General features: G+C 72.4%; 27 protein-coding genes. 12 read left to right on the top strand and 15 right to left on the bottom strand.

All coding sequences use genetic code 11. The features are described from left to right. The first annotated feature begins 17 nt into the window (after positions 1-17). From ACIQOW_RS06555 to ACIQOW_RS06535, 5 genes are all read left to right on the top strand, one after another. On the top strand, positions 18-284 hold the full coding sequence (locus tag ACIQOW_RS06555; protein ID WP_401080384.1) for a UBP-type zinc finger domain-containing protein: 267 nt from the start codon (positions 18-20) through the stop codon (positions 282-284). A 183-nt stretch (positions 285-467) separates the two neighbouring features. After that, positions 468-740 (top strand): hypothetical protein, encoded by a 273-nt coding sequence (locus ACIQOW_RS06550; protein ID WP_401080382.1) that lies wholly within the window; start codon positions 468-470, stop codon positions 738-740. Between the two features lie 273 nt (positions 741-1,013). Further along, a complete protein-coding gene (locus ACIQOW_RS06545) occupies positions 1,014-2,297 on the top strand; it encodes a serine hydrolase domain-containing protein (protein WP_401080380.1) in 1,284 nt (427 codons plus the stop codon). A gap of 150 nt (positions 2,298-2,447) precedes the next feature. Then, positions 2,448-3,473, top strand: a complete 1,026-nt coding sequence (locus ACIQOW_RS06540; protein WP_401080378.1) for a sigma-70 family RNA polymerase sigma factor — start codon at positions 2,448-2,450, stop codon at positions 3,471-3,473. A 323-nt stretch (positions 3,474-3,796) separates the two neighbouring features. After that, the gene (locus tag ACIQOW_RS06535) at positions 3,797-4,288 is read left to right on the top strand and encodes an NUDIX domain-containing protein (protein ID WP_401080376.1); all 492 of its coding nucleotides are present in this window, start codon (positions 3,797-3,799) and stop codon (positions 4,286-4,288) included. Between the two features lie 81 nt (positions 4,289-4,369). Here the strand turns inward: ACIQOW_RS06535 and ACIQOW_RS06530 are convergent, their stop codons facing one another. The 4 genes from ACIQOW_RS06530 to ACIQOW_RS06515 all read right to left on the bottom strand — a co-directional run bounded on the left by ACIQOW_RS06530 (position 4,370) and on the right by ACIQOW_RS06515 (position 7,707). Then, on the bottom strand, positions 4,370-5,131 hold the full coding sequence (locus ACIQOW_RS06530; RefSeq protein ID WP_401080374.1) for a Clp protease N-terminal domain-containing protein: 762 nt from the start codon (positions 5,129-5,131) through the stop codon (positions 4,370-4,372). A 77-nt stretch (positions 5,132-5,208) separates the two neighbouring features. Then, a complete protein-coding gene (locus tag ACIQOW_RS06525) occupies positions 5,209-5,952 on the bottom strand; it encodes a tyrosine-protein phosphatase (RefSeq protein ID WP_401080372.1) in 744 nt (247 codons plus the stop codon). Between the two features lie 146 nt (positions 5,953-6,098). Beyond that, complete coding sequence (locus tag ACIQOW_RS06520) at positions 6,099-6,836, bottom strand: VC0807 family protein (protein ID WP_401080370.1); 738 nt, start codon at positions 6,834-6,836, stop codon at positions 6,099-6,101. A gap of 178 nt (positions 6,837-7,014) precedes the next feature. Beyond that, positions 7,015-7,707 (bottom strand): hypothetical protein, encoded by a 693-nt coding sequence (locus ACIQOW_RS06515; RefSeq protein WP_401080368.1) that lies wholly within the window; start codon positions 7,705-7,707, stop codon positions 7,015-7,017. Between the two features lie 358 nt (positions 7,708-8,065). Between ACIQOW_RS06515 and ACIQOW_RS06510 the strand changes: the two genes are divergently transcribed. The 4 genes from ACIQOW_RS06510 to ACIQOW_RS06495 all read left to right on the top strand — a co-directional run bounded on the left by ACIQOW_RS06510 (position 8,066) and on the right by ACIQOW_RS06495 (position 12,677). Then, positions 8,066-8,950, top strand: coding sequence for an RNA polymerase sigma factor (locus tag ACIQOW_RS06510; protein WP_401080366.1), 885 nt, complete (start codon positions 8,066-8,068; stop codon positions 8,948-8,950). After that, positions 8,947-10,098, top strand: coding sequence for a hypothetical protein (locus ACIQOW_RS06505; protein WP_401080364.1), 1,152 nt, complete (start codon positions 8,947-8,949; stop codon positions 10,096-10,098). Before ACIQOW_RS06510 ends, ACIQOW_RS06505 begins: the two co-directional genes overlap by 4 nt. A gap of 597 nt (positions 10,099-10,695) precedes the next feature. Then, entirely contained in the window at positions 10,696-12,276 is a 1,581-nt protein-coding gene (locus ACIQOW_RS06500) for a protein kinase (RefSeq protein WP_401080362.1), read from the top strand. Between the two features lie 20 nt (positions 12,277-12,296). Beyond that, positions 12,297-12,677: a VOC family protein gene (locus ACIQOW_RS06495; RefSeq protein WP_401080360.1), complete on the top strand. Its 381-nt coding sequence runs from the start codon at positions 12,297-12,299 to the stop codon at positions 12,675-12,677. A 214-nt stretch (positions 12,678-12,891) separates the two neighbouring features. Here the strand turns inward: ACIQOW_RS06495 and ACIQOW_RS06490 are convergent, their stop codons facing one another. Further along, the gene (locus ACIQOW_RS06490; RefSeq protein ID WP_401080358.1) at positions 12,892-13,284 is read right to left on the bottom strand and encodes a hypothetical protein; all 393 of its coding nucleotides are present in this window, start codon (positions 13,282-13,284) and stop codon (positions 12,892-12,894) included. Positions 13,285-13,444: 160 nt separating this feature from the next. Here ACIQOW_RS06490 and ACIQOW_RS06485 point away from each other — a divergent pair, with 160 nt between their 5' ends. Then, the gene (locus ACIQOW_RS06485; RefSeq protein ID WP_401080356.1) at positions 13,445-13,693 is read left to right on the top strand and encodes a GntR family transcriptional regulator; all 249 of its coding nucleotides are present in this window, start codon (positions 13,445-13,447) and stop codon (positions 13,691-13,693) included. Positions 13,694-13,730: 37 nt separating this feature from the next. On the opposite strand, the gene ACIQOW_RS06480 is transcribed toward ACIQOW_RS06485, so the two are convergent. The 3 genes from ACIQOW_RS06480 to ACIQOW_RS06470 form a co-directional block, all read right to left on the bottom strand. Then, complete coding sequence (locus ACIQOW_RS06480; protein WP_401080354.1) at positions 13,731-14,087, bottom strand: hypothetical protein; 357 nt, start codon at positions 14,085-14,087, stop codon at positions 13,731-13,733. Beyond that, complete coding sequence (locus tag ACIQOW_RS06475; RefSeq protein ID WP_401080352.1) at positions 14,087-14,599, bottom strand: NUDIX domain-containing protein; 513 nt, start codon at positions 14,597-14,599, stop codon at positions 14,087-14,089. The genes ACIQOW_RS06480 and ACIQOW_RS06475 overlap by 1 nt, the downstream gene beginning before the upstream one ends. 1,015 nt (positions 14,600-15,614) lie before the next feature. Continuing rightward, positions 15,615-15,791 (bottom strand): hypothetical protein, encoded by a 177-nt coding sequence (locus ACIQOW_RS06470; RefSeq protein WP_401080350.1) that lies wholly within the window; start codon positions 15,789-15,791, stop codon positions 15,615-15,617. A gap of 232 nt (positions 15,792-16,023) precedes the next feature. On the opposite strand from ACIQOW_RS06470, the gene ACIQOW_RS06465 reads away from it, so the two are divergent. Both ACIQOW_RS06465 and ACIQOW_RS06460 read left to right on the top strand, forming a co-directional pair. Next, complete coding sequence (locus ACIQOW_RS06465; protein WP_401080349.1) at positions 16,024-16,851, top strand: helix-turn-helix domain-containing protein; 828 nt, start codon at positions 16,024-16,026, stop codon at positions 16,849-16,851. After that, on the top strand, positions 16,848-17,042 hold the full coding sequence (locus ACIQOW_RS06460; protein WP_401080347.1) for a DUF397 domain-containing protein: 195 nt from the start codon (positions 16,848-16,850) through the stop codon (positions 17,040-17,042). Before ACIQOW_RS06465 ends, ACIQOW_RS06460 begins: the two co-directional genes overlap by 4 nt. Before the next feature lie 67 nt (positions 17,043-17,109). On the opposite strand, the gene ACIQOW_RS06455 is transcribed toward ACIQOW_RS06460, so the two are convergent. The 7 genes from ACIQOW_RS06455 to ACIQOW_RS06425 all read right to left on the bottom strand — a co-directional run bounded on the left by ACIQOW_RS06455 (position 17,110) and on the right by ACIQOW_RS06425 (position 24,562). Then, positions 17,110-17,250 (bottom strand): hypothetical protein, encoded by a 141-nt coding sequence (locus ACIQOW_RS06455; protein ID WP_401080345.1) that lies wholly within the window; start codon positions 17,248-17,250, stop codon positions 17,110-17,112. A 19-nt stretch (positions 17,251-17,269) separates the two neighbouring features. Next, positions 17,270-17,458 (bottom strand): hypothetical protein, encoded by a 189-nt coding sequence (locus tag ACIQOW_RS06450; RefSeq protein WP_401080343.1) that lies wholly within the window; start codon positions 17,456-17,458, stop codon positions 17,270-17,272. A gap of 768 nt (positions 17,459-18,226) precedes the next feature. Next, positions 18,227-19,861 carry an HK97 family phage prohead protease gene (locus tag ACIQOW_RS06445; protein WP_401080341.1) on the bottom strand — a complete coding sequence of 545 codons (1,635 nt, stop codon included), beginning with the start codon at positions 19,859-19,861 and terminating at the stop codon, positions 18,227-18,229. 290 nt (positions 19,862-20,151) lie between these two features. Beyond that, positions 20,152-21,873: a recombinase family protein gene (locus tag ACIQOW_RS06440; protein WP_401080338.1), complete on the bottom strand. Its 1,722-nt coding sequence runs from the start codon at positions 21,871-21,873 to the stop codon at positions 20,152-20,154. Between the two features lie 293 nt (positions 21,874-22,166). Continuing rightward, positions 22,167-22,691 carry a potassium channel family protein gene (locus ACIQOW_RS06435; protein ID WP_401080336.1) on the bottom strand — a complete coding sequence of 175 codons (525 nt, stop codon included), beginning with the start codon at positions 22,689-22,691 and terminating at the stop codon, positions 22,167-22,169. Positions 22,692-22,742: 51 nt separating this feature from the next. Further along, the gene (locus ACIQOW_RS06430; protein ID WP_401080334.1) at positions 22,743-23,384 is read right to left on the bottom strand and encodes a response regulator; all 642 of its coding nucleotides are present in this window, start codon (positions 23,382-23,384) and stop codon (positions 22,743-22,745) included. Continuing rightward, the gene (locus ACIQOW_RS06425; RefSeq protein WP_401080332.1) at positions 23,381-24,562 is read right to left on the bottom strand and encodes a sensor histidine kinase; all 1,182 of its coding nucleotides are present in this window, start codon (positions 24,560-24,562) and stop codon (positions 23,381-23,383) included. The genes ACIQOW_RS06430 and ACIQOW_RS06425 overlap by 4 nt, the downstream gene beginning before the upstream one ends. Between the last annotated feature and the right edge of the window lie 3 nt (positions 24,563-24,565).

The following is a 24,565-nucleotide window of genomic DNA, read 5'->3' as shown; positions in this document are numbered from 1 at the left end:
GGCATAGCCTTTCAGGCATGAGCGCCTGCGAAGACCTCGCTCTGGCCCCTCAGGACATCGAGCCCCTCCCGCCCGCCGACGGCTGCGCCGACTGCCTGGCGCAGGGCCGCCGGGACTGGGTGCACCTGCGGATCTGCCTGGACTGCGGCCACATCGGCTGCTGCGACTTCTCGCCGCAGCGGCACGCCACCGCGCACTTCCACAACACCTCCCATCCGGTGATCCGTTCGTACGAGCAGGGGGAGGACTGGCGCTGGTGCTTCGTCCACGAGGTCATGGGCTGAGGCGAGTCCGGAGCCGGGGTGGGCCCGGGTCGGGGGCGGGCCTGGGCCGGGGGGCGGAGCCGGGGTGAGTCGCCTCCCTGGGATGGCGCGGGCCCGAAACCCGGATAAAATCCGGACATAACGCCCGTGCGGCCCCTCCGGTCGGCATCCGTCCGGCCGGTGGCCGACGAAGGGAGGCCGACGATGACCAAGCACGTTCCCAGCGGTGCCGCCAAGCTCCGCCAGGGTGCCCAGGAACTGCTGGAACGCCGGGGCATGGCGAGCCCGCCCGCCCGGCTCGCGCCGACGCCGGGTGCCGGGGCGGCGTCCCGTGCCGCCGCCGGGTACGGCGCCGACGAGACGTTCCGGCACGGCGGAAGGGACGCGCCGGGCACGACGATGCACGCCGCACCGGCGATGCACGCCGAGCTCAAGGGGCACAGGCACCGCGGCGCGGAGAAGCACTCCGCCCACTGAACCGCGCCGCTGCGCCGCTCAGCCGGTCCGCGGGACAAGGGGGCAGGGGGCAGGGGGCAGGGGCGGGCGTCGGACGGCCGTGGGCGCCCGCCCCTGACGTGTGATCAGGGATCTTCTCGGGGATGGCTCGGGGGCGTTGGGGGGAGTTCCCGGATGTCGCGGACCGGTGTCCTGCCGAAGACTCTCTCCCATCAGAGCCACCGCCGGCCGGGCGGGCCGCCGGCCGTGGCGGCCCGGTGCCCGCCGGGCGGGCCACCGTTGGGGAGAGTCCGCATGAACACCCGTACCCGCACTGCCCGTTGGCCCGTCCTGGCGGTGGCCGGCGCGCTGCTCGCCGCCGCCACCGTCGGCGCCGCGACCCCGGCCCTGGCCGCCGGTGCGCCCCCGGCCGGTGCCGTGGCCGCCCCAGCCCCAGCCCCCGGCCTCGCCCCCGTCTCCGCCCCGGGCCCGGCCCCCGCGGCGGCCAGGCCGGGCCCGCCGGACCGGGAGTCGCTGGCCCGGACCCTCGGCGCGCTGCCCGCCGACGTCACCGGCGCACTGGTCAGGGTCGACGGCCCGGGCGCGCGGTGGCGCGGCACGTCGGGGGAGGACGTGCCGGCGAACGCCCGGTTCCGGATCGGCAGCGTCACCAAGGTGTTCACCGCGACCGTGCTGCTCCAGCTCGCCGCCGAGGGCAAGGTCGACCTGGACGGCACCGTCCAGCAGTACCTGCCGGAACTGCTCCCGGACGGCTACCCGCCGGTCACCGTGCGGCAGTTGCTCAACCACACCAGCGGCCTGCCCGGAGGCGGCGGCATGACCTCGGGGGACGGCAGCACGGCGTGGTTCGCCGCGCACAGGGCCACCTACTTCAGCCCGCAGCAGGTGGTGGAGGACATGCTCACCCAGCCGATGAACTTCGCGCCCGGCACCGCGCAGCAGTACAACGGCAACGGCTACTTCGTCGCCGCGCTGGTGATCGAGAAGGTCACCGGCGACGACTACGCGGACCAGGTGCGCCGGCGCATCACCGGCCCGCTCGGCCTGCGCGCCACCTACGTCCCGGCCGCCGACGACCTGACCGTCCGCGGCCCGCACGCCACCGGCTACGTGGACGTCCGGAACGCCGACGGCGGCACCACCCGGGTGGACGTCACCGAACAGAGCCCGTACCCGTGGGCCGAGGGCGGCATGATCTCCTCCGCCGCCGACCTGGAACGCTTCTTCGAGGCGCTCTACCGCGGCCGGCTGCTGCCGCCCGCCCAGCAGGCCGAGGTGTTCGCCGTCCCCGACCTGCCGAACGACCACAACAAGAACTGCGAGATCGGCCCGACCGCGGGGCACGCCTGCTACAGCACCGCCGGTCTGCTGCGCACCGTCCTGCCGAACGGCACCGAGGTCTGGGGCAAGAACGGCTCCAGGCCCGGCTTCACCAGCGCTGTCTTCGCCACCCGCGACTTCTCCCGCAGCGTGGCCATCGGGCTCAACCCGACCGGCATCAGCGGCGAGGAGTTCCCCACCCTGTGGAAGCTGGTGACCGCCGGCTTCGGCTCCGGCCAGGTGTACGGACAGCACTGAGCCCGACGGCACCGCGGGCGGCCGGCACCGTGGGAGGCCGGCACCCGGCGGCCGGCACCGAACCGCTCCCGGAGGGCCGTTGTCAGTCCCGTGCGCTACGTTCGTCGCGTTCACCAGGGCACACGGCAGGACGACGGGGGCGGGCGCACCATGGCCGACGTGATCACGGAGGAGCCGGTCGAGCTCCAGCTGGAGCGGTACCGCACCGAACTGACCGGCTACTGCTACCGCATGCTCGGCTCCGTCTTCGAGGCCGAGGACGCGGTGCAGGAGACGATGGTCCGCGCCTGGCGCGGGCACCGGGGCTTCGAGGGGCGGGCCGCGCTGCGCTCCTGGCTGTACCGGATAGCCACCAACGTCTGCCTGGACGCGCTGAACGGCCGCAACAGCCGGGCCCGTCCGATGGACCTGGCCGGCCCGGTCACGGTGGCCACCGCGCACGGCACCCAGTTGCCCGAGGTGACGTGGATCGGTCCCGCGCCGGACGGCCGGGTGCTGTCCGAGACGGGGGATCCGGCCGAGGTGGCCGCCCAGCGCGAGTCGGTGAAGCTGGCCTTCGTGGCCGTGCTCCAGCGCCTCGCGCCCCGGCAGCGGGCGGTGCTGGTCCTGCGCGAGGTGCTCGGCTGGAAGGCCGCCGAGGTGGCCGAGCTGCTCGGCGTCACGGTGGCCTCGGTCAACAGCGCGCTCCAGCGCGCCCGGGCGGTGCTCGCCACCGACGCCTCGGCCGCCCGCCCCGCCCCCGCGCTGGACGCGGACCACCGTGCGCTGCTGGACCGCTACGTCCGCGCCTTCGAGGCGTACGACATGGACGGCCTCGCCGCGCTGCTGCACGAGGACGTCACGCTCAACATGCCGCCGTTCGCGATGTGGCTGCGCGGGCGGGGCGAGATCCGGGAGTGGATGCTGGGTCCCGGGCACGGCTGCCGGGGCTCCCGGCTGCTCCCGGTGACGGCCAACGGTGGCCGGGCCTTCGGCCAGTACCGGCCGAGCCCGGGCGGCGGGCACGAGCCGTGGGCGCTGATCGTGCCGGAGGTGTCAGGGGGCCGGATCACCGGCTTCACCAACTTCCTGGACACCGACGCGCTCTTCCCGCTCTTCGGTCTCCCGCCCCGGCTCGACGCCGGGCCCGGTGTCGAGCCGGGGCGGGAGACCGCCGTGGGGCCCGGCGCCGAGTAGCTCCGCGAGGTCCGGGGGATCGGCGGGGCCCGGCAGCAGCGCCGCGAGGCCGCTGAACGCCAGCAGGTCGCGCAGCGGGCCGCCGGCGTTCAGCAGCACCACGGCCACCCCGCGCCGGGCGGCGGCCAGCCGCAACCGGGCGAGGGCGTCGACGACGGCCAGGTCGGGGGCGGTCAGCGCACCCAGGTCGCAGGTCAGGACGGGACTGCCCGGTGTGGTCTCCATGGTGTCCATGCCGGATAGGACCGCCGGGTCGCCCGCGACTCATCGGTCGGGTGGCAGAGTGGGGCCGACCGGACCGACCCCGCCCCAGGAGGAGCACCGTGACGGCTGAGCCCTTGAAGTCCCGTGAGGAATGGCTGGCCTCCCTGCCCCGGATCTACGCGGCGGCGGGCTGCCTGCTGCGGGACCAGTCGGGCCGGATCCTGATCGTGAAGGCCGGGTACCGCGAGCACTGGCAGTTCCCCGGCGGCACGATCGACCTCGGCGAGGGCCCGGTCGAGTGCGCCGAGCGGGAGTTGGAGGAGGAGACCGGCATCGTCCAGGAGGCGGGCGAGCTGCTGGCCATCTCCTGGACCCATGCCTCGGCCGAACTCGACCACCCCGCCCAGCACTTCATGTTCGACTTCGGCACCGTCCCGGACGGCACCCCCGTGGCCGTCCCGGCCGGTGAGCTGGACGACCACCGCTGGGCCGCCGTCGAGGAGGCGCTGGACCTGCTCGGACCGGCCCGTTCGGCCCGGCTGCGGGCGGCGCTGGAGGCGGCCGTCGACGGCCGGGTCCGGATCGTCACCACCCGCGTCTCCGGGTTCTGAGCGGACGGGCCCTGCCCCGGGCGCGAGTCCCGTCCGGGAGGCCGGTCCGCGAGCCTCCCGTCCGGGGCAGGGCGCCCGGCCTCACTGCTGAGGCCCGGACTCCTCGTTCCGCGCGGCGATGATGGCGGCGATCGCCTCCGAGACGAAGGTCTCCGTCTCGGACTTGTCCACCCGCAGCCCGGCGAGCACGCCCTGGCCGTTCTCCAGTTCCAGGAGCGCGAGCAGGATGTGTTCGGTGCCGACGTAGTTGTGCCCGAGCTTGAGCGCCTCCCGGAAGGTCAGCTCGATCACCTTCTTGCCCTCGGCGTCGTACGGGATCAGCGCGGGCACTACCTGCTCGACGGCGGTCGGCAGGGCGGCGGTGGCCGCCGTCCGGACGGCCTCCGGGGTGATGCCCTGGGCGGCGAGCGCCTTGATCGCGATGCCCTCGGGCTCGGCGAGCAGGCCGAGCAGCAGGTGCACCGCGGTGATCTCGGCGTTGGCGGCCTTCCGGGCCTCCTCCTGCGAGGCCACCACGACCTTGCGGGCCCGGGGCGTGAACCGGCTGAATCCCTGGCTCGGGTCGAGGTCGTTCGGGGCGCCCGGGTCCTTGGGGACGAAGCGCTTCTGGGCGGCCTGCTTGCTGACGCCCATGCTGCGGCCGATGTCGGTCCAGGAGGCGCCGGAGCGGCGGGCCTGGTCGACGAAGTGGCCGATGAGGTGGTCGGCGAGGTCGCCGAGGTGGTCGGCGGCGATGACCGCGTCGGAGAGCTGGTCGAGCGCGTCGGGGTGGACCTTCTTGATCGCGGCGATCAGGTCGTCGAGGCGCAGCGGAGTGCTGGTCGGAACAACGGGATTCTCCATGCGTCAACCGTAGGTTGTCGACCCGATGGTCGTCAACCATCGGTTGACGATGATCGTGGAGGTTTCTCGGGCCCGCGCTACGCGGCCGGCAGCAGCCGCTCCCGGACGGCGGCGATCCGTGCGGGCGTCACACCGGCCGCGAGCAGGTAGCCGGCCGGGTCGAAGCCGTCGAGCGCGGCCGCCAGCGCGGCCTCGGCGGTGGTCCCGGCCTCGGCGAGCACCGCGTCGATCCGGCGGTACGGGTCCGGCAGGCCGAGCATCCCGTACAGCGGGCGGACGTTGGGGCCGCTCAGCAGGTAGTCCTCGGTGATCGCGGTCCGGTCGACCCCGGCCAGGGCGAGCAGCAGCAGGGTGGCCAGGCCGGTGCGGTCACGGCCGGCGCCGCAGTGCACCACCACGCCGCCGGGGCGGGCGCCGGCGATCGCGGAGACCAGCGCGGCGGCGGCGTGCGGGCAGTGGTCCAGGTACGGGCGGAGCGCGAGCGGGGTGCCGTCCAGCCGCCCGTGGGCCTCCCACCAGGCGGGGCCGGCCAGTTCGTCCAGCGGGACGCGGACCAGGTCGACGTCCTCGGGGAGCGGGAGGAGCGGTTTGTACTCCTCGGCGTTGCGCAGGTCGACCACGGTGCGGACGCCGTGGTCGAGGAGGGTGTCCCAGCCCTCGGCGGTGAGGCGGTCCAGGTTGTCCGCCCGGACCATCGCGCCGCGGGCGGTGAGCCGGCCGGACGCGGTGGGCAGCCCGCCCAGGTCGCGGACGTTCAGGCAGCCGTCCCAGACGAGCGTGCGGTCCTCGGTCCTGATCGGCGCGTGCGTCGTCCGGTTCATGGGGCTCCCCGTTTTCTCGCCGGGGGTCCCGTTACCCCCTCGTTATAACGACTCCCGGGGGATCCGGATGGTTCCTCGCTGTTCGAGTCCCCGGAACCGGCTGTTCGGGAAAGGGGCGGGCCGGGCGCCCGGGACGGACCGTGTGCTCAGGCGGTGGTCGGGGCCTCGGCCTCGGCGCGGACCAGCCGCACGATCGGGTCGGTCGCGGTCTGTCCGAGCAGCGAGCCGGCCACGATCGCGCCGATCAGGAAGACCGTGGACAGCCAGGCCATGGTCGACACCGGAAGGGTGAAGGCGCCGGTCACCCGGGCCGCGCACTCGGCCAGCAGCACGGTGCCCCAGATGCCGGAGAACAGGCGCTCGTGGCGGCGGAAGGCCCGCGACCCGGCCGCCCGGCCCTCTGCCAGCCGCTGCCAGGCGGCGGCGCGCTCCCGCCTGCCCCTGGTGATGAAGGGCATCAGTATCGGGGTCATCACCGGCCGGCCGATCAGCGCGGAGACCAGGATCGCCAGCGCCACGGTGCCGCTCAGCCCGCCGTCCTTGGCGATCATCAGCCGGGCGTCGCCGGTGACGAAGGTCAGGGCCAGGCCCGCCAGGTTGACGGTCAGCATCAGCGCGGCCCACAGGTTGAGCACGCGTTCGCGCAGCAGGCCGAGGACGGTCCTGGCGGCCGGGAAGGCACTGCTCCAGGCCAGCGCGGCGAACTCGCTCAGACCGAGGGCCGAGTGCAGCAGGAAGTAGCCGGCGAGCGGGGCGGCCACGTCGAGGGCGAGCGGGCGGAGCCCGGAGACCAGCGGGTTCGGCGCCTCGGCGCCGGTGGCCGCCGGGGCGACCGGAGCGGGAGCGGTGACGGTGCGGGCGGCGGCACTGACGGTCTGGCTCACGGTGGGTTCCTCCTCGGCTGGTGGCCGCGGGCCGCTGCCCGCGTCGTGCCTCCAGTCTTTCCGTCCGACCCTCCGTCAGAGCAGTGCCGTCCGTTGCGTCATCCGCGTGACAGCTGTCATGGTGCGCGCCGTGACACCCCCTGTGACCTGCGGTTTCCTGGGGCGTGTCAGAAACGCCCTAGCCCTCGACGGGGAAGGTCCACAGCTCGCGGCCCAGGGTGTCCAGGCAGCGGACGGTGCCGAAGCGCTCGTCCCCGGCGGACAGGAAGCCCCGCGCGGTGCCCGCCAGGACGATCCGGGCGACACCGTCGCCGCTGGTCCAGGCGCCGGTCAGCACCAGTGCCCGGCCGGCCAGTTCGGCGCGCTGCACCCGGGCCACCGAGGCGGTCAGCAGTGCGGCGTTGACCGCCTCCAGCTCGGCGGGGGAGAGGTAGGTCCCGCCGGTGGACGTACGGTCCGCCTCGGCCCGGCGCCGCAGTTCCGGCAGGCCGTAGTGGCGCACGGCGGCGACGGCGTCGTCCAGCGGGAGCCGCCAGCGCGGCCCGGGCAGCACCTCCCACCAGACGTCCTCGCCGACCGGCAGCACCTCGCCGATCCGGGCCCGCCAGGTCTCGACGCCGTACCGGGTGCGCGGGTCGGGCCGATGGCCGGGGAGGGCCGCGGCGGTCCAGTCGGTGCGGCGGACCAGGCTGAGGCCGAAGGTGAAGGGCACCCGGTCGGCGGCGGGGCGCTCGACCAGGCCGAGCAGCAGCCAGTGGGTCTCGTCCGGCAGGCTGAAGGTCCGGCGCCACCCGGTGAGGCCCAGGGTGCGCAGGGCGGGTGCGAGGTGCTCGCGCAGGCCCTTCGCGTGGAGCTCGTGGGCGTTCGTCATCACGGTCTTTCCTGCTGGTCGGGCTGCCGGGGGGTGGTGCTTCCCGCCGGATCGGAGCGGCCCGGAACGGCCCGGACGGACCTGGGGAGGGAGCGCGCGACCGGGCCCGCACGGGTCGTGCGGGCGCCCGTGAAGGGGCCCGCGAACGGCGGGGTCACGGCGGCGGGCCGGGTGCGTCGGCGGATCCGGCATCCGGGCGCGTCGGCGGCCCGGACTGCTTCGCCTACCGACAACGTAGGCCGGACGGGCCCCTCAGGACCGTGGGCGAACGGCAGCAGTCCTCGGGACCTTGGCCCCGGCCGGACCGGTCGTTCGGCCGGGACCGAGGCGTTCGCCCGCATGGCGCATCATGTGGCGGGTGCAGAGTGCAGAGCGCCCCGGAGCGGGCACCGGCGGCCCCGTCGGCCGGTCCGGACCAGTACCACCCGCCGGCCCGTCGCCCGGCCCGGATCCCGCTCCCCCCGACCTGACCGAGGCGGTGCGCGCCGCGCAGGGCGGGGACGAGGAGGCGTTCCGGCTGCTGTTCCGGACCGTCCAGCCGGGTCTGCTGCGCTACCTGCGGGTGCTGGTCGGCGGCCGGCCGGAGGACGCGCAGGACGCCGAGGACATCGCCTCGGAGACCTGGCTCCAGATCGCCCGCGACCTGCGCGGCTTCTCCGGCGACGGGGACGGCTTCCGCGGCTGGGCCGCCACCGTCGCCCGCCACCGGGCCCTCGACCACCTGCGCGCCCGGCGTCGCCGTCCGGTCGCCGACCTGCCCTTCGAGCAGCTGGCCGGGCTGGCGGCGGGGGACGACACCGCGAGGGCCGCGCTGGCCACGGTCGGCACCGCCGACGCGCTGGCGCTGATCTCCCGGCTGCCGCGCGACCAGGCCGAGGCGGTGCTGCTGCGGGTGGTCATGGAACTGGACGCGGAGAGCGCCGCCCGGGTGCTCGGCAAGCGGGCCGGCAGTGTCCGGATGGCCGCCCACCGGGGCCTGCGGCGGCTGGCGAAGCTGGTGGAGCCGCTCGCCGCGGGGAGCGGCATCCCGGCCGTCAGGGGCGACGGAGCGGCCTCCGGGGGCCCGGCGACCGCGGCCGGTGCGCCCCCCGGAACGGCCGGTGCGGCCCCCGGAACGGGCGGTGCGGCCCCCGGAACGGGCGGTGGCGAGGCCGCCGGGCGACCCGCGGGGAAACCCGCGAAAAAAAGTTCTCCGCAGGGTGTGACAGAACGCCGGGCCGCGACGCTGAAGGACATGAGATGAGCACCAACCGATCCCGTCGGATCGACCGTGATGCCGCCGAGCAGCTGCTCGGTGGCGCCGTGGGCGGCCCGTCGGCCGGGCAGGACGCCTCGCTCACCGGACCGGACGGCGGTCCCGGGCAGCTCGCCCGGGTGCTCGCCGCGGCCGCCGCCCCCGCGGCGGCCGGCGAACTGGCCGGGGAGGAGGCCGCCCTGGCCGCGTTCCGGGAGGCGAGTCTCGCGCCCGACCCGACAGTGACCCCCGTCCGGAGACGATCGATGGCAACCGCCGCGCTGGCCAGGGCCTTCAGCACGAAGGCCACTGCCGTCGTGCTCGGCGCCACCGCGCTGTGCGGCGTCGCCGTCGCCGCCGGCACCGGCAACCTGCCGTCCGCGCTGGGCGGTGGCCCGGCCGAGGCGGAGCACACGCTCGGCGGCCGGGGTGCGACCGCCGACCCGGGGCCGGGCGCCCCGGCCGACGGCTCGTCGGCCGGCGTGACCCCGTCCGGTGCCGTGGCGTCCGGTTCCGCCCGTCCGTCCGGCAGTGCCTCCGCCGGACCGCAGGCGGTCGTCCCGTCCGACCCCGCGACGCCCGGCACCCCCTCGACCGAGGGGCGCGGAGCCCGCCCGGCGGTCCCGGCCGTCCCGTCCGCGCTGGCCGGCCTCTGCACCGGCTTCGCCGACCGTACGGCCAAGGGCGAGCGCCCCGGCCGGCTGGCCGGCGACCCACTGTTCGGCCCGCTGGTCGCGGCGGCCGGCGGCGCGGACCGGGTGGCGGCCTACTGCGAGGCCGCGGCCGAGGAGGGGGACGGCGACCACCAGGGCGCCGGCACCTCGTCGCGCGAACCCGGGCGCACCGGTACCGGCAACGGCAACGGCACCGTCCCGGGAACCGGTACCGGTCCGGGCTCGAACGCCGGGGCCGGCAAGGGGAACACCGACGGCGGCCGGGCCGGCGGCAGCGGCAACAGCAACGGCAGTGGCAACCAGAACGGCGACCAGGGCGGCAACGCCGTCGGCGGCGGCAACGGTCAGGACTCCGGCGGCAACGGTTCCAGACCGGGCAAGTCCGGCGTGACCGTCCCGCCCCCGCGGACCGGCCCCGCCCCGCCGGACGTCCACCCGGGCAGGACCGGCCGGACCGAGGGCGAGCAGTCGTCCGGGAGGTAGCCCCCAGAACTCCGGGTGGGCGGCGAGCGACTCCCCCCGGGCTCGCCGCCCACCCGGAACAGCACCATCGCGGTACCCCGTGGGACCGGTCGGACCGACAGGACCGGCAAGGCCCCGCGGGCGCAGTACCACCCGAAGACCCCGGGTGGGCGGTGGGCGCCCCCGTGCCCTCCGCCCACCCGGCCGGCTCCGGCCGGACCGGCAGGCGCACCCCGGACGCGCCGCCGGCCCGGCCGGCCCGGAAACGTGGGGGCCCCCCCCCCCCCCGCCCGGGGGGGCCCCCCCCCCGGCCCGGGGGCGGGGGGGGGCGGGGCCCCGCCCCCCCCCCCCCCCCCCCCCCCCCCCCCCCGGCGGGGGGGGGGGGGGGGCGGGGGCCCCCCCGGGCCCCCCCCCCGCCCGGGCGGCCCCCCCCCCGGGCGCCCCCCCCCCCCGCGGGCGGGGGGGCCCCCACCCCCGTGCCGGCGGCCGGGGGACCGCTGCCCGGTCCCCCGACCGCCACCCTCCGCCCCTGGTCGGCCCGTTCGGCCGTGCGGCTATCGTGCACAGGTGCACGAGGCGGCCCGGAACCCCGGGCAGGGCACGTGAGGGGAGCTCCAGGTGATCGGACGGGCGCTGAACGGGCGTTACGAACTCGTCGGCATGCTCGGCGTCGGCGGCATGGCCACCGTCTGGCGCGGCGTGGACCGGGTGCTGGGGCGTCAGGTGGCCGTCAAGGTCCTCAACGGCGGCCTCGCCGACGACCCCCGCTTCGCCGAGCGCTTCAGCCGCGAGGCCCAGCACGCGGCCATGCTGGTGCACCCGGGGATCGTCATGGTCTTCGACTCGGGGGTGGACCAGGGCACACCGTTCATCGTCATGGAGCTGGTCAACGGCCGGTCGCTGGCCGCTCTGCTGGCGGAGCAGCGGGCGCTGCCGGTGGAGCGCGCCGTCGGCATCGCGGCGGCGGTCTGCGAGGCGCTGGCGGTCGCGCACGCGGCCGGTCTGGTGCACCGGGACATCAAGCCGGGCAACATCATGATCACCGACGACGGCGGGGTGAAGGTCGTCGACTTCGGCATCGCCAGGGCCGGCTCCTCCAGCAACCTGACCCAGACCGCGAGCGTGCTCGGTACGGCCGCCTACCTCTCGCCCGAACAGGCCACCGCCTCGGCGCTGGACGGGCGGACGGACCTGTACGCGGTCGGCTGCGTGCTGACCGAGATGCTCACCGGCGCGACTCCGTTCACCGCCGAGACCCCGGTGGCGATCGCCTTCAAGCACGTCAGCGAACAGCCGCTGCCGCCGTCCGCCCGGCGTCCCGGCCTGCCGCCCGCCCTGGACGCGGCGGTGCTGCGGCTGCTGGCCAAGAACCCGGCCGACCGTCCGGCCGACGCCGCCGCCGCCCGGTCCGAACTCCTCGGCACCGTCCCGGGGTTGGCGGTCGGCAACCCGACCGTCGACCTGCTCACGGGCGCCGGGGCCGCCACGCGGTTCCTTCCGCCGGTGCCGTTCTCCCCGCCGCCGAACCAGCAGCACACCACCGTGCTGCCGCCCCAACCCCCGGCCGCCACCTCGGTGATGGCGCCGATCCCCGTTCCGGCGGCCGCGCCCCCGCTCCCGCCCGCTCCCGCCCGGAGCCGCCGGAAGCCGCTGGTGCTCGGGGCGTTGGGCGTGGTCGGCCTGGCAGGCGTCACCGCGCTGGCCGTCACCGCCTTCGGCGGACCGGCCGGTGACGCGCCCGCCGCCAAGCCGGCCGCGGCCACCGCCCCGGCCGCGAGCCCCACCGCCACCACCACGGCCCCGAAGCCGACCGCCACGCCGAAGCCGACCGCCACCTCCTCCGTCCCGGCCGCGACCCCCACCACTCCCTCGGCAGCCCCGACGTCCGCCCTGCCCCTCCCGCGCAACCAGCCCGCCGCGCTCCAGGTCCAGTCCTTCCGCCAGGCCGTCGCCCAGGCCGAGGTCGGCAGGGAGCGCGACAAGCAGACGGACCTGCTGAGGATCCTCGACGCCACCGCGGCGCGCCTCAACGAGGGCAGCCCGGACGACGCCGCCCAGGAGCTCAAGTCCGCCCAGAAGGTGGTCAGGGACATGGGCAAGAAGCACGCCGTCGACGTCCCGACGTACGCCAACTGGAACGCCCGGCTCTCGGCCCTGTTCGCCACCCTCCACACCGCCGCCGATCTCCAGGACGACTGACGGTCCGCCAGAATGGACCCATGCTGACGATCGGTTCCCTCGTCCTCGGTGTCTCCGACATGCCCCGCGCCGTCGCCTTCTGGACGGCCGCCCTCGACTACGTCCCGCGCGACGGCCTGGTCGGGGCCGGCTGGACGGTCCTCGTCCCGGCCGGCCCTGGCCACGGCGTGCAACTCGCCCTCGGGCTCAGCGAGTCCCCGGTCCAGGAGGAGCCGCGCGTCCACCTGGACCTCTACGCCGGGGACGCCCAGGAGCAGGCCGCCGAGGTCGGGCGTCTCGTCGCCCTCGGTGCCGAACGGGTGGACTGGAAGCGCTACCCGGAGGACCCCGACTTCGTGGTCCTCGCCGACCCCAACACCTCTAACTCCCACTTCTGCGCCTACCGCAGAAGTCCTGCATAAGCCCCGCCCAGGCGAACCCGGACGGGGCAGAGGGTCTAGCCGATCAGCTTACGGAGGGCCGGTGCACAGTCGTCACAGCCCCATACGGTCCACCCGGCCCCGGTCTGCTGCTCCACGTGGCCAATGGCGGTCACGCGGCAGGTGCCGGAGCACCGGGCGCAGATGTGGGTGACACCGGGTTCGGGGGTCTCTTCCTGGTCGGTGGTGTCGGTCATCACGCCACCGCCCCGGTAAGTACCCGGTCGGCGGTTGTCGCGTCGTCCAGCCAGTGAAGCGGGTCGGGAAGATCGAGCTGTGCCGCGAACGCTGCCGTGCGTCGTTCGGTCTTCACCCACTCCTCCATCTGTTCTGCTGCCTGCTTCTTGAGTACGGCTGCCTTCTCGCCGTCGGGGATCTGCTCCCAGGCTTCGAGGTAGAGCGGGACCACCCTTGTGGGCTCCGGGAGGGGCATGGAGCGGATCAGCAGATGAGCGGGGAACGGTCGGCGCCACCCGCAGATGGCGGGGGCTTCCTGGGGCGCCTGGGCGTTGGGGGCGCGGTGCTCTCCCCGTGCCGGCAGCAGCAAGCGCAGCGCCCAAAGGGCAGCCAGAACGATAAGCTGGGTCATGTCTTAGCTCCGAGAAAGCTAGGGCCATCCCCGGGACCGTTGGCGCGGTCGCCGGGGTTTTGTTGCATTGAAAGTACCTTGCTTGTATAGGTACGTCCACCCATGAGCAGGCTCATGCATGGGTATGGCTCGACGGACAGGCTTGTCTAGGCTTCTTCCTATGACCCTCTCCGTGATCGACTATGAGTCCCCCGATCCGCCCTATAGGCAGATCGCAGCGGACCTGATCAGGGATATCGAGAACGGCTCGCTTGCAGTCGGGCGCCCGATCCCGTCCGAATCTGATCTTGTCCAGCGGTACGGCGTCGCCAGGAACACGGCCCGGAACGCAATCGCCTATCTCAGGAGTGAGGGGTACGCCTTCACGGTGCCCCGGCGCGGCAGCTACGTGAAGGACCGCACGAAGTAACCCCGCCCAGGCGGACCTGGACGGGGCTTTCTCGCCCTCAGGCCGGTTCGATCCGGCCAACCGGGTGGTAGGTCACGGTGACGTCCGCCCATTCCTGGCGTCCGCCCGGTTCGTACGTCCACTTGCCCCGCTGCATCGCGACCGCCTGGCCGTGGCGGAGAAGGATCTCACCGAAGTCGGCCATCACGGACGGGACGTCCAGCGTCCACCAGCGTCGTGCGGCTTCCGAAATCAGGTGCGCGGCCAGTCGTTCGAACGAATGCGTGGCAGCGAACCCGTGGACGTCGGAGCCGCCGGAAATAACCCCGGGAATACCGGGCTGCCCCCGGAACGTGTACTCGGCGCGCCACGTTTTGCCCTCTGGGTTGAAGCCGCCGCCGGAGGTCTCGCCCATCACGCGTTACGCCGATCCGGCGCCGGCTGCGCCATGTACAGAAGCGGCTGACGGAGTCCACCGTCCAGGACGCCCAGGGCGACCCGGAGGCGCGTCAACATGTACGAGTCTACGAGGTCGTTCAGCTCATCGAGCGACGCCCACCGGTGCCCGCTGAACGCCTTGAACCCGGCGACCGGGACGCCCTGTTCGGCCAACAGCTTCATCTCCAGAAGAGACGCGTCCCCGCCGTCACAGACGATGCTGAACCCTTCGACGTCGCCCGTCGCCGGGTTGGCCGGGACCTGGTCGACGCCCAGGTGATGCGTGGGCAGCCGACGCAGACCGGTCTGTTCGGCGAGTTCTCGCGCTGCACCGTCCGCTACTTGTTCGCCAGGGCGGACGAGTCCCCCCGGCAGCAGGAAGCCCGGCCGGTCCGTGGGTTCCATGAGCAAGACCCGCCCATGCACGTTCCTGATCAGAACCTCAGCTCTGACCCAACGCTCCGGGCGCCGAATATCCTTGCTGTTCAAGGGAGTTACCGTCCAATGGTGGGCACGATGGGCCCCGCCCCGGGGGAGACAGGAGAGGAAACAGCCCCGGGGCGGGAGTTTGAAATGCCGGCCCCCGGCCAAACGTTGTGTCAGAACATCCGGCGGGGACCGGCGCCCCGGCAATCGTGCCGGGAGTCGAAGGGGGCTACTCCGGGTGGTCCCTGTGCGGAACAACTCCCACGTCAAGCCGCTGGGCAAGCTCCGCCGCTTCCTGACTGGGCGGTCCGACCAGGGTCACCGGGCACTCCCAGACGTCGTTCACCGTTCCCGGCTCCCGAAGGTAGGCGTAGTGGCCCGTCGTGCGGTGAACGATGCCGATCCGCCCGCCGGCGCGGGAGTCCCGTGCGACGGAGCCGAGTGAAGCAACGTTCAACTGGGGTTTCACCTCCGGCTCAGAAGTCCTGTTCCGTGCTTCTCGGCGGAGCACGACCACGCGGCGCTCTGCTCCCTTCGGACTCGTCCTCGCCATGCGCCTCTCCTCGATGTGGATGATGAGCCCCCCGCCCGGTCGTCCGCGTCCGTCCCTTGGCACGTCACCGGGACGGGGGGTTGTGCTTCCCGGCGGCAAGCAGGATCCCGTCGGGGGTCTTCAGGTGGTGGCCCCGCCCGTCCACGACGGGGGTTGGTTGCGCGTACGGACGGGACCGTTCCCGTACCAAACCCTTCCGCCCACTTTTTTCAGCCCCGGGGCGGGGTACGGGAGTTGAAGCCGTCCCGGCCGGACGTCACGTGACTGATAGTCCGGGCGGGACGGGGGTCTGTAGGTGTTACTCGGGGGCCGATGGCAGTCCCAGACGGCGCCGATCGAGTTCCGCCCGAAGCTCCACGTGCCGGGGGGTCACGTGGGCGCGCTCGTCACGGATGATCCGGCGACGCCGTTGGCTGAACATCGTTACCGGCCAGGCGAATTGAAGGTGGAGCCCCCAGAACATCTGAACCGTGACTACCGGGTGGGTGACCCGGTGGAGCCACAGTCGGCTCCAGGACCGGACTGTCACACCACGACGCGGGCGGCGTTCGCCTCGCTGCGGCGCTTCGTGCCGCACACCTGAACGCGGTCGTCCTCCGGGTGCAACTCCACGTACTCCGGCGGCAGCAAGAAGCCGAAGTGACCCGACGCGCACGACCACTCGGCGAACCTGTCCGGGCCCGGCTCGTTGGCGACGATCACCTCGCCGTCCCTCGGGCACACGTCGGGCTCGGACTCCAAGTCCGTATCGGCCAGGGGCGGGGAGCCGGCGGACGCCGACTGGGGGTGCGTCGGGGTTGCGGGGGTGCGTCTACGTGGCGCCATGGGGGGGCTCCGTTCCGTAGTGCCTTGGCTACCAGGAGCGCCCACTTTCCTCTAGCCTCCTTCGGTACGCAACGTCCCGAATCCGCTTGCTAAGTAGAAAAATTGGCCCATGAACAAGTCCAAGCTAGACCCCGGAGCGTCACCCGCATCTGAGTTTGGCGCCTTCCTTCGCAGCAAGCGCGAGGAACGGGGCTGGCGACAGCAGGACGTCGCACAGATGATCGGCTGCACGCCTACCCACATCTCTCAGATGGAAAATGGTCACAGGCGCGCAACTCCACCTGTTGCACGGGAACTTGACAAAGCATTTGCTATGGGGCCGATCTTTACGAACAAGGCCCGCGAAGGCGACTCCGCCACGCTTCTCGAAGGCTTTGCTGCCTACGTAGCCGAGGAAGCGAAGGCCACAGAGCTTCGCGTGTTCACCCTGGGCATCATCCCCGGCGTCCTACAGACGCTCGACTACGCAAGGGAGATCGCAGCCGGAGCGGTTCGACGCGGCAGCATCACTGCCGAGAGGGCCGACAGGCGGGTTGCCGTTCTCGCACGCAGGCAAGAGAAACTGCGACGCGACCCACCGCCAGTGATCCATGCAGTCCTGGATGAGAGCTGCATCCAGCGACCGATCGGCGGCGCCAGCGTCATGGCTGGTCAGCTGGATGCCCTGATTGAGTTCGCCGCCATGCCGCACACCATGCTTCAGGTTGCCCCGTTGACCCTTGGTGCTGATCGGGCGTTCGATCTCCCGGTCTACATCCTGACCTTCCCGAACCGCGCGCTCATGTGCTACGCCGAGAGTTCACGGCAAGGCAACTTGGAGCGGGACAGTGCGGCCGTGCTACCTATCCTCGGGACCTACTATCAGCTCCAGGCCATGGCACGTTCACAGGCGGACTCTGTGGCTCTGATCAGGGAACGAAGGAAGGAACTGCCGTGACCGCCGTGTGGTTCAAGTCGTCATACAGCAGCAACGGCGGAGAATGCGTCGAAGTGTCGTTCAGTGGCCTCACCGGCACCGTCCCCGTCCGAGACTCCAAGGACCCCGAGGGGCCCGCGCTGATCTTCCCAGCCGCCGCGTGGGCTTCGTTCGTCGCCGCCGTCAGCTCCGGCGAGTTCGGCGATATCTGACCCGGCCCGGAACGCAGAAAGACCCCAGCGGGATGGTCCGCTGGGGTCTCTTGCTTGCATGGGCTACTCAGTAGTGCGAGGGACAGCCGCAGATCACGCTGACTTCGTCCGGGCGGGGATCGGTCCTCAGCTCGGCGCGGAACAGCGCGACGTAGACCGGCCAGAGTGGATGGACTTCGATCTCGTCTGACCGCTGGTCTCCCAACATGCATGCCAGATCACGGAGTTCATCGCTCGGACTGTTCACGGCGGTATGCCTCCATCGCTGTCCGGGCGGCAGCCTGAGCCACCGCGATGGGATCGGCTTCGACGGCGGTCTCGCTGACCCGTTCATGTGCCGACAGCGCGGCATCGAGCTGCCCCAGGAACCGCAGCAGCGGGTGCGAGACCGGCACGCCAGAGGAGCCGGCCACCATGACGCCTTCGGCGGCGATCTGCGCGGCTACGGCATCCCAAATGGCCCGGAGTGCCGGGTAGCGCTCCCCGGTCGGTCCTGTGGGTGCTGGGCGGCTTCTGGTGACCGCCTCTGTGGCCTTGCGGGCCCGCGAGGCTGCCCGCCGGTGTGCGTCCGTGCAGTACCGGGTGCGCGGGTCGGCGGTGACAGGAATCTCGGCGCCGCACGGCGAGTGCGCGCACCTTCGTTTCATCTCTTCCCCTTTCGAGTTGGCGGACAGTCCGTGGGGGCCTGGGCGGGACGGACGCGTACGGCGAGCTGGGACCGGGAACGCCAGCGGGCACGCGCCGGGAACTTTCACCGCGCTCTCCCTCTGCCCAGCGGCCGGTGCGCCGGATGTCAGGCGCAGATGATCACCGTGCCCGGCTTCGGTGTCCGGCGCCGGTGGAGTCTCGCCCCTTCGAGCACGGGCAAGCCGTCGGTCCGGCCCGTGTCCCGCCAGCACGCGAGGCAAGACGTGTGTACGTTGTGACGCTCACGCCTGCCGCCGTCGCGGATCGGCGTCGTCCACGCCAGGACGACGGCAGCCACGTGTCCTGTGCCGGTGCAGTGCTGGCAGGGCACTGGCACGTTCCTGAGTCCGATCTCGGCCAGGCGCGCGGCGATCTCGATCAGCAGTGGCTCACGGTGCGGCGGTCGGCCGTGCCAGCGCCACAGGGCGGCGAGATGGGCCGCCCCCTTCCTCAGCATCCCCATACCCGGGACACCCCCCTACCTCCGGTGGTCGTGATCACTTCTGGGCCTGTGCCCGCTGTCGCTGGCTGCGGAGCTGTTGGGCTTCGTCGTCCGTGAGCTTCGGCGCGGACACCGTGAAGCGCTTGCTCGGGTCGGCCTGGTGGTCGGCCATCTCCTGAACGTGCTGCGCAGCCTGGGCGGCCATCATCTCCGGGGAGTTCAGGTAGGACTCCGGCTGGTCGGCGAGCAACCGAAGGTCCGGGGTCTTGGCCGGGAGCGTGGCGCTCACGATCTGCACCGACCCGGCTTCCTGCACCCAGACGCCGGCAACGCGGGCGAGCGCGCGGAACAGCGCCCGGTCCTGCAAGAACGCCTCCGGGGCGGTGCGGGAAACCGTGATCGAGATACCGCTGTGCAGTCCGACGAAGATTCGCGAACTGTCAGCCACCACAGCCGTATTGGCGGGAAGGAACTGGGTGACGACCGGTACCAGTCCGTAGATCGCTTCCTTCCACTGCGCGGCGGGTATCTCGGCACGGAGCGCTTCGGCGGCCACCGGGTCGACCCATAGGACCGTGGCCTCAGCACCGGTGGCTTCCATGCGCTTGATAGCCGCGCTGATCTCAGTGACGGACGGAGCCGCGTTATTCGTAACTCCCTGAGGCAGTAGCCCAGTTACACGGCGCGGGTCGTTCGGGTCGGCCGGTCCGGCGCCGTTGAACAGGCCCTTGTCGATGCCCCGCGCCATGGCGAGCGCAAGGGACTGGTTGATCCCGGCAACGAGATCCGGACGGGCGTCCTGAAGGACTTCGGACGACGCCTTCTCCAGCGCGCCGAACTTGGTTGCCCAGCACGTGCGGGAGGGCAGGTCCGTGTCCGATTCCGGGATCGGCGTGTTGGCGTCCACGTATCCGCCGTCGGCGGTCTTGGTCGCCGGGAGCATCATCGAAGCCTCGTGCATGGGCAGCTTGTTCGACGCCGGGATGTTCGCCAGGAAACGGGACTTCGGGCCGATCAGGTTTACCCACAGTGCGGCCGGTTCCGTAGCCGTCCACTGAGAGCCGTTCGGAATGGCACGCCGGTTCACAGGAAGGAATCCGTCCGCCGTTCGGATAGGTACGTCGGTCATGCGGGACTCCCTCTCGATCGGATGGGCAGCGTCCAGGGAACGGGCGCTTGTGGTCGTCGTCGGGTAGGCCGGATTGGTGACCGGGCCGAGTTCGTAGACGGTCATCGACGTGATCACGCGGACCGGAAGACCCGTCTCGGGGTCGTCATCGCTGGCCCGCTCCTGCCCGCCCGGGTCGACCCGGAAAGTGAACGAGCTGCCGACCACGTCGCCCCGCCGGATCAACTCAGCGACGTCTTGGCCGGCTTGTGTGTTCGGGACGTCGATCTCATAGCGAATCCCCGACGCGTCCGCAGTGAGCCGGAGTGTTCCCGAACTGCGCCGGCCAAGGACGTAGTCAACGTTGTGGTTGAACGTAGCGAGTACATCGCTTCGGTCCGTCGCCGGAGTCCACGCGGCCGGGGCGATCCGCTCCCGGAACCCGCCCAGATCGTGGCTCAGCTCATTGAAGCGAACGGCATACCCACTGATCGTGTTGACGCCCCCAGAACTCCGGATCGAAACGCCGAACGGCGCCGTCCTCTTCTGGATGCCCGTATCGCGCATCAGCGCAGATGACATGGAACCCCCTTCCGGGTTCTTGGCTCTCTCAAAGGGGCTAGAGCGCAAGGACTTCCCGGACCCGAGGATGATGCGCAGATGGTTTGGCGCCGTTTCCTGATTGCTTAAGAGTTTTCTATGACGTACTGGAAAACTCGTCAAAACATCACTACACCATCGGCCCCGCCCGATCCGGCCGCTGATGGGCCAGGCGCCCCGTGCGAGCGCCGACCTGGAAGGACCCAGACGCCCGCCTGCGGGCATGAAGAAGCCCCGGCAGGCTCAGGGCCTACCGGGGCCGCGTGGGGCTGTCAGGCGGCCACGGGGGCCGCCGTTCGGATCTTGCTGTGGGCTGCCGGGCGGTCTCCCCGGACGTCGGACTCCGCCTGTCGGGAGATGGCGTCAAGCTCTTCGGCGACCAGGTCCAGTTCGCCGGACATGCTGAAGTCGACGCGCCGGGTATCAAGCTTTCGCCACCCGCCCCGCGTGCCCTTTCGTACGTCGAGCCGAACCCCTGCGTCGACCAACATGCCCCGTCGCTGGGTGGTGTCCGCCTCCTTCCATTCGTCCGCGTAGGTGCGTCCCGTGGCTGTGACGATTCGTTGCGGCTCCGTCTTCTCCCGGGACTCCAGCTCGATCAGCCGACTGTCGAGGGCGTCACGGCGCTTTTCCCACATCGCAAGCGCTGACTTTGACTTCTGCTTCCCCTTCTCTTCCAAGTGGGATTCGTACTCCGCCATGGTGGAATTTATCTCGGGCTGGGGGTCATAGCCCGGAATCTCGACTGTGCGAGTCACCGGGATAGGGCCAGCCAGGCGCAGGAATTCGGAAGTGACGAAATCGTCCACCCAGTCGTGCCGAATATAGGCAGGCTGCTCGCATTTCACGCCGCGCGCGTGGTGGCCGCACCCGTAGGTCGGGTGCTGTGCCGTGCTGCTCTCCTGTCGGTTGAAGTACATGCGGCCCCCGCAGCCGGCGCAGTGAACTACAGCCAGCAGCAAGGCATTTGAATCTGTTCGCTCGCTGGGGTACTGCGTCGATCGCGAGTCGAGAACCGCGCCGACCTGATCAAACTCTTCGCGAGTCATGATCGGGTTCAGGGCGGCCATAACCGGATTCCCCTGACCGTCCCGGACGGGCTTCCCCTTGTGCATCTTCCAGCCGAGAAGTGTTTCATTGCGGAGTATTCGAGTAATGACGCCCGGAGTCCACTTGAACCGGTCCCGTGTGAGTCCCTTTACTCCTCCGGTCTTTCCGCCCGTTTCGCGACCGTTCTTGACGGCCCAGTGATCGCGCGGCGTGGGCACGTTATCCGCGTTGAGGCCGATGGCGATTGCGGAAACGGTCCGGCCTTCCAGCAGTTCACGGATAATGCGCTCGATCACCTTGACCGCGTCGGGGTCCGGGACGAGCGTCCATCCCTTGCCGCCGAACTCCTCAGGCATGGGGGCGGGCATGTAGCCGTACGGCGGACGGCCACCACCGCGCCAACGGAGCGGCATGGCCCGCAACGCGGCCTGGGCGCCGCTCACGCGGTCGCTGATGCTCTGGGCCTCGAACTGTGCGGCGAACGCCAGCATGAACAACTGGAGCTCCGCCATGGGGTCCATGGCGTTGCGGAAGTCGAAGACCTGCCGCCCCCCGCCCAGCCCCTCGGCGAAGACGAGCACCTTCCGCTGCTTCCGCGCCCAGTTGGCGAGCGCGTACATGTCCTGCATCGACCGGATCGCGCGGTCGAAGCGCCAGAAGACAAGCGCGTCGTAGGCATCCGGGTCGCTCAGCCAGCGGAGAAGCTGGGGGCGCTCCCACGGGCTGGTCTTGGATGCGCTGACGTCAAGGTCGACGGCTTCTCGTAGGGCGTCGCCCTGGCCGAAGTCGATACGAAGCTCACCGGCTACGTGGTCGGCCGCGTCGCGCTGCCGCTCAGGGCTGGTGGTCTCGTCGGTCAGCACCGAGAGGCGAACGCACCGGACGCCCCGAAGGGTCTCGGTGAATACCGTCCCAGCCAGAAGATTTTTGGTCTCTTTGGTCACAGCGGGCTTGGAGCGCACCGACTTCCCGCGACCCGCAGACGTGCTCCTGACCAGCGTTGCCGTACCCATCCCGCTGCCACTCCAGAACTACTAGTTCAGAGTGTTGGGAGACACCGAGGGCAACCGGTTCTGCGTGATCGACGCCGGCCGCTCCTGAGCCCACAGCGTTGTCCACAGCCTGTGGACAACGCTGTGGGTCTACCGCAGCGCGGGGGAAGCCGGCCGGGCCGACGTCCCCCGCGAGACGCTGCCCGGGGGCCGGGAGCGGTGGCCGGACTCGCCGGACACCGGACTCAGCCCTTCCCCCGGATCCGTCGCTCCACGTTCCCGCGGACCGCCCGCGAGGCGGTCCCGGCCGCCGCCGCGAGGAACACGAAGTTGTACCCGATCTGCAGCACCACCACGAGCCTGGCCGTCTGGCCCGCCGGGGTGATGTCGCCGTACCCCACCGTCGCCAGCGTGACGACCGTGAAGTACAGCGCGTCCAGCCGCGTCTCCAGCCCGGCGAACTCCGGCTTGTGCGAGCCGAGCACGTAGTACGTCGTCGAGAAGACGGTCAGCGCCAGGCAGATCAGGAAGGCGAGCCAGACCACCGGCCGCTTCGCCGTTCCCCTCAGCACCCCGACGATCTTGGCCAGCAGCAGGCAGGTCAGCCCGACCAGCGCACCCGCGAACACCAGCCAGCTCAGCAGCGGCCGGCGGTCGCCCAGCCACTCCAGCGGCAGTGTGAAGTACCCGGTCATCAGCAGCGTGGACGCGCACAGCAGCCAGCACCAGGCCCGCAGGTCGACGGGCGGCGGCAGCGGGTTCTCGGACATCCCGCCCAGCTTCTCCGCAGGCGCTCGCGGCCGCCCCTCGGGCTGCTCCGCTCAGGCCAGCCCCCGCTGGATGGCCAGCACCGCGAGCCGCACCCGGTTCGGGCTGCCCGTCTTGGTCATCAGGTTCGACACGTGGGTCTTCACCGTGGTCACCCCCAGGTGCATCCGTCCGGCGATCTCGGCGTTCGACAGCCCGTCCGCGAGGTGCCGCAGCACCTCGCCCTCCCGCTCGGTGACATGGACCGGCACACCCCGCCGCTCCGCTCCCGCCCAGTCCTCCGCCGCCCGCGCCACCACCCGCCGCAGCACCGCCGGGCTGTACGGGCTCTCGCCCGCCGCCGCCCGCCGTACGGCGTCCAGCACCGCGCCCGGCTCGACGTCCTTGGCGAGGAAGCCGCAGGCGCCGGCCGCCAGGGCCGGGTAGAGCCGGTCGTCGTCGTCGAAGGTGGTCAGCACCACGACCCGGGCGGAGGGAAGGCGGGACAGCAGCAGCGCGGTGGCCTCGATGCCGTCCATCCCCGGCATGTGCAGGTCCATCAGCACCACGTCCGGCCGCAGCCGCGGGGAGAGCTCGACCGCCCGGGCGCCGTCCGCCGCCTCCCCGGCCACCGTCAGGTCGTCCGTGGACTCGACCAGCATCCGCACCCCGGCCCGGACGAGCTGCTGGTCGTCGACGATCAGCACCCTGGTCATGCCGCCACCCCCAGCGGCCAGGAGGCGGCCAGCCGCCAGCCGTCCGGCACCGGACCGGCCTCGATCGTGCCGCCGACCAGGGCGACCCGCTCCCGCATCCCGAGCAGCCCGTGCCCGCCGCCGCCCACCGGGGCCGGGCCGCCCGCCCCCTGGGTGTTCTCCAGTTCCAGTTCCACGTTCCCGTCCTCCGTCGTCGCCCGCAGCCGGACCCGCGCCCCCGGGCCGGCGTGCTTCACCACGTTGGCCAGCCCCTCCTGGACCAGCCGCAGCACCGTCAGCCCGCCGATCGCGTCCAGTTCGGCGAGCCGGCCGCCGATCACCGCGTCGACCCGCAGCCCGGCCGCCCGCGAGCGCTCCACCACTCCGGCCACGGCGGCCGGCAGGTCGGCGGTCTCGGCGAGCAGCGGGGCCAGCTGCCCGGCGTCGGGCTCGCGCAGGGCGGTGAGCAGCCGGCGCAGGTCGGCGAGGGCGGCGGTGGCCCCGGCGTGCACGTCGTCCAGGACGGCGGTGAGCCTGGGGTCGGCGTCCGGCAGGACGTGCCGGGCGACGCCCACCCGCAGCACGGTGGAGGCCAGGTGGTGGGCGACCATGTCGTGCAGCTCGCGGGCGATCGCGGCGCGCTCGCCCATCCGGGCGCCCCACTCGGCGAGGTCGCGGCTGCGCTCGGCCTCCCCGGCCCGTTCCTCGGCCGCCCGCCGCACCCGTTCGGCGGCCCTGATGTAGGCGGCCAGCAGCACCGGCACGCCGCCGAACAGCGCTGTCCGGTAGAGCGCGGCGGGCAGTGCGGCGGGCAGTGCGGCGGGCAGCGCGGCGGGCAGTGCGGCGGGTGCTGACGGCCAGGTGTGCGCGAGTTCCGCGCAGAGCAGGACGGCCCACAGCCACACCACCCGGCGACCCCACCGCCGTACGGCCAGCTCGAAGAAGGCCGCCGCCACGCCGACCTTCACCTCCACCTGCACGGCGTGCGCCACGGCGGGCACGGTCAGCGCGCACTGCCCGAGTGCCACCGCGAGCGGCAGGCGCCCGCCGAGCGCCGCGAGCAGCAGCGAGCCCGCGGCGACCGCCCAGTCGGCCGTCGTCAGCGCGTCCGGACGGCCCGCCAGCAGCAGGTACCCCAGCCCGGAGGCGATCAGCGCGGGCCGCAGCAGCCGCGGGCCCCTCCACGTCGTTCCCCACACTCC

Origin of the sequence: Kitasatospora sp. NPDC091335 (genome assembly GCF_044757205.1) — a bacterium.
Classification (GTDB): Bacteria; Actinomycetota; Actinomycetes; order Streptomycetales; family Streptomycetaceae; genus Kitasatospora.
The sequence above is the reverse complement of the archived record's forward strand: the minus strand, read 5'-3'. Positions and strand labels throughout refer to the sequence as shown.

Coding starts and splice junctions, on each gene's coding strand:
- ACIQOW_RS06555 (WP_401080384.1), top strand. CDS start 18: ATGAGCGCCTGCGAAGACCTCGCTCTGGCCCCTCAGGACATCGAGCCC.
- ACIQOW_RS06550 (WP_401080382.1), top strand. CDS start 468: ATGACCAAGCACGTTCCCAGCGGTGCCGCCAAGCTCCGCCAGGGTGCC.
- ACIQOW_RS06545 (WP_401080380.1), top strand. CDS start 1,014: ATGAACACCCGTACCCGCACTGCCCGTTGGCCCGTCCTGGCGGTGGCC.
- ACIQOW_RS06540 (WP_401080378.1), top strand. CDS start 2,448: ATGGCCGACGTGATCACGGAGGAGCCGGTCGAGCTCCAGCTGGAGCGG.
- ACIQOW_RS06530 (WP_401080374.1), bottom strand. CDS start 5,131: ATGGAGAATCCCGTTGTTCCGACCAGCACTCCGCTGCGCCTCGACGAC.
- ACIQOW_RS06525 (WP_401080372.1), bottom strand. CDS start 5,952: ATGAACCGGACGACGCACGCGCCGATCAGGACCGAGGACCGCACGCTC.
- ACIQOW_RS06515 (WP_401080368.1), bottom strand. CDS start 7,707: ATGACGAACGCCCACGAGCTCCACGCGAAGGGCCTGCGCGAGCACCTC.
- ACIQOW_RS06505 (WP_401080364.1), top strand. CDS start 8,947: ATGAGCACCAACCGATCCCGTCGGATCGACCGTGATGCCGCCGAGCAG.
- ACIQOW_RS06495 (WP_401080360.1), top strand. CDS start 12,297: ATGCTGACGATCGGTTCCCTCGTCCTCGGTGTCTCCGACATGCCCCGC.
- ACIQOW_RS06490 (WP_401080358.1), bottom strand. CDS start 13,284: ATGACCCAGCTTATCGTTCTGGCTGCCCTTTGGGCGCTGCGCTTGCTG.
- ACIQOW_RS06485 (WP_401080356.1), top strand. CDS start 13,445: ATGACCCTCTCCGTGATCGACTATGAGTCCCCCGATCCGCCCTATAGG.
- ACIQOW_RS06480 (WP_401080354.1), bottom strand. CDS start 14,087: ATGGGCGAGACCTCCGGCGGCGGCTTCAACCCAGAGGGCAAAACGTGG.
- ACIQOW_RS06465 (WP_401080349.1), top strand. CDS start 16,024: ATGAACAAGTCCAAGCTAGACCCCGGAGCGTCACCCGCATCTGAGTTT.
- ACIQOW_RS06455 (WP_401080345.1), bottom strand. CDS start 17,250: ATGTTGGGAGACCAGCGGTCAGACGAGATCGAAGTCCATCCACTCTGG.
- ACIQOW_RS06450 (WP_401080343.1), bottom strand. CDS start 17,458: ATGGTGGCCGGCTCCTCTGGCGTGCCGGTCTCGCACCCGCTGCTGCGG.
- ACIQOW_RS06445 (WP_401080341.1), bottom strand. CDS start 19,861: ATGTCATCTGCGCTGATGCGCGATACGGGCATCCAGAAGAGGACGGCG.
- ACIQOW_RS06435 (WP_401080336.1), bottom strand. CDS start 22,691: ATGTCCGAGAACCCGCTGCCGCCGCCCGTCGACCTGCGGGCCTGGTGC.
- ACIQOW_RS06430 (WP_401080334.1), bottom strand. CDS start 23,384: ATGACCAGGGTGCTGATCGTCGACGACCAGCAGCTCGTCCGGGCCGGG.